Origin of the sequence: uncultured Nostoc sp. (assembly GCF_964245445.1) — a bacterium.
Classification (GTDB): domain Bacteria; phylum Cyanobacteriota; class Cyanobacteriia; order Cyanobacteriales; family Nostocaceae; genus Nostoc.
The window spans coordinates 1-4,422 of record NZ_CAXTNE010000432.1; the positions used below are offsets into that span (position 1 = coordinate 1).

At 36.1% G+C, this 4,422-nt stretch carries 4 protein-coding genes; 1 reads left to right on the plus strand and 3 read right to left on the minus strand.

Annotated features, from left to right (window positions below; all coding sequences use genetic code 11):
* The coding region (locus ACFE90_RS36655; protein ID WP_375507151.1) for an S-layer homology domain-containing protein at positions 1-673 on the plus strand (673 nt) is incomplete at its 5' end.
* 133 nt (positions 674-806) lie between these two features.
* Here ACFE90_RS36655 and ACFE90_RS36660 read toward each other — a convergent pair.
* The 3 genes from ACFE90_RS36660 to ACFE90_RS36670 all read right to left on the minus strand — a co-directional run bounded on the left by ACFE90_RS36660 (position 807) and on the right by ACFE90_RS36670 (position 4,335).
* Entirely contained in the window at positions 807-1,604 is a 798-nt protein-coding gene (locus ACFE90_RS36660) for a Uma2 family endonuclease (RefSeq protein WP_375507152.1), read from the minus strand.
* Entirely contained in the window at positions 1,559-1,807 is a 249-nt protein-coding gene (locus tag ACFE90_RS36665) for an addiction module protein (RefSeq protein ID WP_375507153.1), read from the minus strand. The genes ACFE90_RS36660 and ACFE90_RS36665 overlap by 46 nt, the downstream gene beginning before the upstream one ends.
* A 77-nt stretch (positions 1,808-1,884) precedes the next feature.
* A complete protein-coding gene (locus tag ACFE90_RS36670; protein WP_375507154.1) occupies positions 1,885-4,335 on the minus strand; it encodes a hypothetical protein in 2,451 nt (816 codons plus the stop codon).
* Positions 4,336-4,422 lie beyond the last annotated feature (87 nt).

Here is a 4,422-nt window from a genome sequence, read left to right on the forward strand (position 1 = left end):
AGATAGTTCGGTTCCGACACCCACACCAACACCTACTCCCACTCCCATTCCCACCCCAACACCTACTCCCACTCCGACACCAACTCCCAGGCCCACTATAGAATTAACCGATATTACGAATCATTGGGCAGGTGGCTTTATTCGGGAATTAGTCAAGTTAGGGATAGTTAATGGTTTTCCCGATCACACATTTAAACCGGATGCTACGATGACACGGGCGCAATACACCGCATTACTGGTAAAAGCTTTCAACCCACCGCCAAACCGCCCCGTGATCAAATTCAAAGATGTACCAGCAAACTTCTGGGCATCGAAAGTAATTCAGCAGGCATATCAAGGTTCATTTCTTTCTGGTTTTCCTGACAATTCCTTCGCCCCCAACAAAAATATCCAGCGCGTGCAAGTGATTGTTTCCTTGGTGAATGGATTGGGGTTGTCTGCTGATGGTACACCATCTATCAAAGTTTTTGATGACCAAGCAAAGATTCCTGAATATGCCAAGGATGAGGTAGTAAAAGCTATAAACAAGGGGATTATCGTCAATTACCCAAACCTGAGACAACTCAATCCTACCCGCGATGCTACACGCGCTGAGGTAACGGTGATGGTCTATCAAGCCTTGGTAGACGCTGGTCGTGTAGTTGCGATTGACTCGCCTTATATTGTTGCTTAATTGGTAAAATAATTTGTTTTGCAAAATTGCATGATTTTTGTAGGGGCAATTCATTAATTACCCTTACAAAAAGGGTTCTAAATTATAGGCAGAGCAAATTCATACTTAATTTCAAAAAGGTGGTTTTTAGTTTCTACTCGAACGGAGGCAAATTATTCGGGTTAATACCCTGAGATTGCAAATAAGCAATCAGTCGTTCTTTTTGTTGACGTTCTTGTTCGGCGCGTTGGTGTTCTTGTTCGGCGCGTTGGTGTTCTTGTTCGGCGCGTTGGTGTTCTTGTTCAATCTGTTCTACAGCCCACGGTAATAAATTACCAGCTTGATCCCACCAGCGCAACCAATAGCCAGTGCGAGCTTCTTTTGTTCCTTGCCAAGTTCCCAAAAATAAACCCATTACATCAATCCAATGACGACCATTTTCGTCAGGTTGCTTTAACTCATAACGTTTATTTTCCAGTTGATAATATTCTAATAAACCGCCATCTGGTTCAAAAATAATGTAGATGGGAATCTGTAAAATTTGCTCGTAGAAAAACCATTTTCCTGGTGGGTAAGTTCGCTTTACCGAATATTCTCCACCCTCAGTATCGGATAGAAATTCGATGGCGATCGCTGGGATATCCCCTTCTAAATTAGGTGTATAACTTTTACGATTACCCACAACTTGATTAACCGATGGCACATAAACCCAGTCAGGTGCTTTAGCAATAAACTGACCGTTGACTGTGGCACAAAGACCAAAGTTTGAAGCTATCAACATTTGGGATTGGATGAATCCACTGATTTCTAGGCTTTCACGCAAAGCACCAGCCAAAAGTGGCTGACCTGTATTCTCCACTGGTTCATCCTCTAGTTTAAAATCCTTGGGTAAGGCTTCCCAAGAGATTACCAGTTCAGTTTGGGATTCGGCTTCACTGAGTTGGGTTGCCATAAACACAGTATGAATTTATTTTTGATCTTATCGCTTCTATTAATATTCTCTAACCGTTGGGTTAATTCCGTATCCCAAGCAGTTTCTAGATTATCATCTATACCCTCATCTAGAGAATGAATTAAAAAGTAGGCAATTTCAGCACGTTTTTTTGCAGAAAGTTGAGAAAGTTCGAGTTTAAGTTTTTCCGCAGTTTCACTCATGCTTTGGAGTCTTCCCAACAATTTTAATTATAGGCTCAACTATCTGATCGTAACACCGAGGTTGCTACCCGTTTCTCCTATTCCTTGGTAGCAAACCATTGTAGTGGCAAAAATTTCATAATATTTGTTACAGTTTTTAAAGTTTTTAATTCTGGTATATCTGGTTTTAATTGTTCTGCGATCGCTAAATTTTGTTCAGCTTGTGCAGGTTGAAAATTATATAAATAAACAAAAGCTAAATAAATCCATGTGTAAGGATTTTGAGCATCATATTTAGTTAATTCTTTTAAATTTTGGATTAATTCTGGGACTTGGCGCTGTAAAAGTTGTGATAAGACTAAGGTGTAACGCCAATTTAAGTTATTTGGCTCTGTTTGCAAATAATAATTAGCCGCAAAATCAATTTGTTTTAAATAATCTTGAGTAGGATCGTATTGATTGAAATGAGCTATCTGCACAAATATATTATTTATTTTACCCTGTTGTAATTCTTGGGCTAGCTGTGAAGTTCGAGTAACTAAATCTAAAGCTGGTGATTTTTCTACTGTTCCGACATCTGTCACATTTACAGTAATATCTGGAATATTTAAAGATGTGGTTTTGTTGCTTCTTCTATCTAAATATAGTGCTGATAGCTGATATTTTCCTAGTGCTAGTGTTTTAGGAATAAATGTAGCTAAAGCTTCTTTCACCCGGAAAGTTCCTTCAGGATGACATTTGATGCCACAGTATAAATTACCCAAGGCAATGGCATGATCGTGATACCAAGATGATTGGCTATTTCGCCATTTTAACAGTAAGATACCATTTTGCAAATCATCCCATGAACCTGTTATTTCATAATTTACAGGGTTGTTTTTATCTAAAATTAATTGCTGAGAAATCGCTACTTTTTCTAAACTAACTACAGACTCAGTATTATTTATCTTTTCAACAGCTACAGGAGGATTCTTGCAACTATATAATCGCATTTTATCTCCATGAGGTAATATCCAATCGCCCTGTAATTTCAAAGCAGCAGAAGATTCGACTAAAGATTTTAATTTTCGTTTAGTATCTCCACTTTCTCCAGGTCTATATGGTTCATTATCCCTAGTAATATACCAACAAAAATATTGTAAATCTTGCTCTATCTGAGATAATTTGGTTGTTAATTTTCTGCCAGATACGCGAAAATCTGCTAATGCCCCAAAATAATTTAAAGTGTACTCATTGATCTGCGGTGTAGAAACAGGAATTACCCCTAAATTCGACCTTAAATATAAATTTGTTCCGGTGATTTTGTGTATCAGTTTATCCAGAGGATATTCCTTAGCATCATTATTAGGTAAATGTCTACCACCCCATGCTTGAATTAGGGGTAATGGAAACAAATTATTTAGTAAAACTATACAACTTAATACTAAAGTAGCTAATCTCAGTCTATCAAAATATATATTTTCAATTAAGTTAAATAAATCAGCCAATATTAAACTAATTATCGGAAAACATGGTAAAATAAATCTAATGTCTTTATTTGTGCCTAAAGAACAAATTATATAGCTACTTACTAAAGTAACTAATAACCAAATTCGAGCCGATTTATGAAGATTTACTGAAATTAAATTATTAGTAAATTTATATTTAATCAGATAAACTAATAAAATGCCAATACTCACACATAATATTGGTAAACCAACGGTTTCTGGGATCATTTTTGGATAGTATAACCATCCAGCAATAGTTGTGGGAGAAGGATCACCCTCCCTTTTTCCGACTTGGTTAGCGTTTAATGCAGATGTAATAATTGTTAACCAATTTAAGCCATACCAAAAACTACAAATTAACCAAGCTATTATCAAAGATGAGCAAGCTTGAATTAGCTTGATCAATCTGCGTTTTCTAATAAAACTAATTAATGCCCAAATACTAGGAACCAAAATAAAAATAAAACCTGTAGGTTTAGCCAGCAAGATTAAACCTATTCCAACGCCCAATAGGATAGTTAACCCCCATGACAAAAACCCAATATAACTATCTTTCCAAATTGTCAGAACTGTAAAAGTTACTGTAATAATTGCTGTCAAACCATAATCTAATAAATAATCTGTCCGAATAACTCCCAAAATAGGAAATAACACACAAAATATGCTGGCAGTTATGCTAGTTTTTCGGTTTTTAAATAAAAAATTACCTAAATGATATACTGAAACTATAATCATTGCAGTATACAATAAGTTAACTAAACTTGCTTGGTCATAGCCACGTCCAAACAACATCAAAAATGGGACAGTGCAAATATATACAAAAGGAGCGCGATAACTTGGAGTTAATTGCCACAGAGATAACCACCAATCTCCTGAGAAGATATTGAAGTTTTGAAAAATTCTATAATGATGTAATGCTGTAGCTAAATGTGCGCTTTGATCGTAGGCTGGAATCGATTCGTCTAAGAAAAACCAAGCTCTATCTATAGCTAATGCTATCAGCCATATTATTAAGAGGATGATATAATCTTTTCTCTGCTGATAATGGTCAAAATCACTCATATTTATTTGCTCAAAAACAAAGTTTAACCAATTATATACAGCGTATTTGAGGTTTATGAGGTACAGTAACAACAATTAGTAAACCAA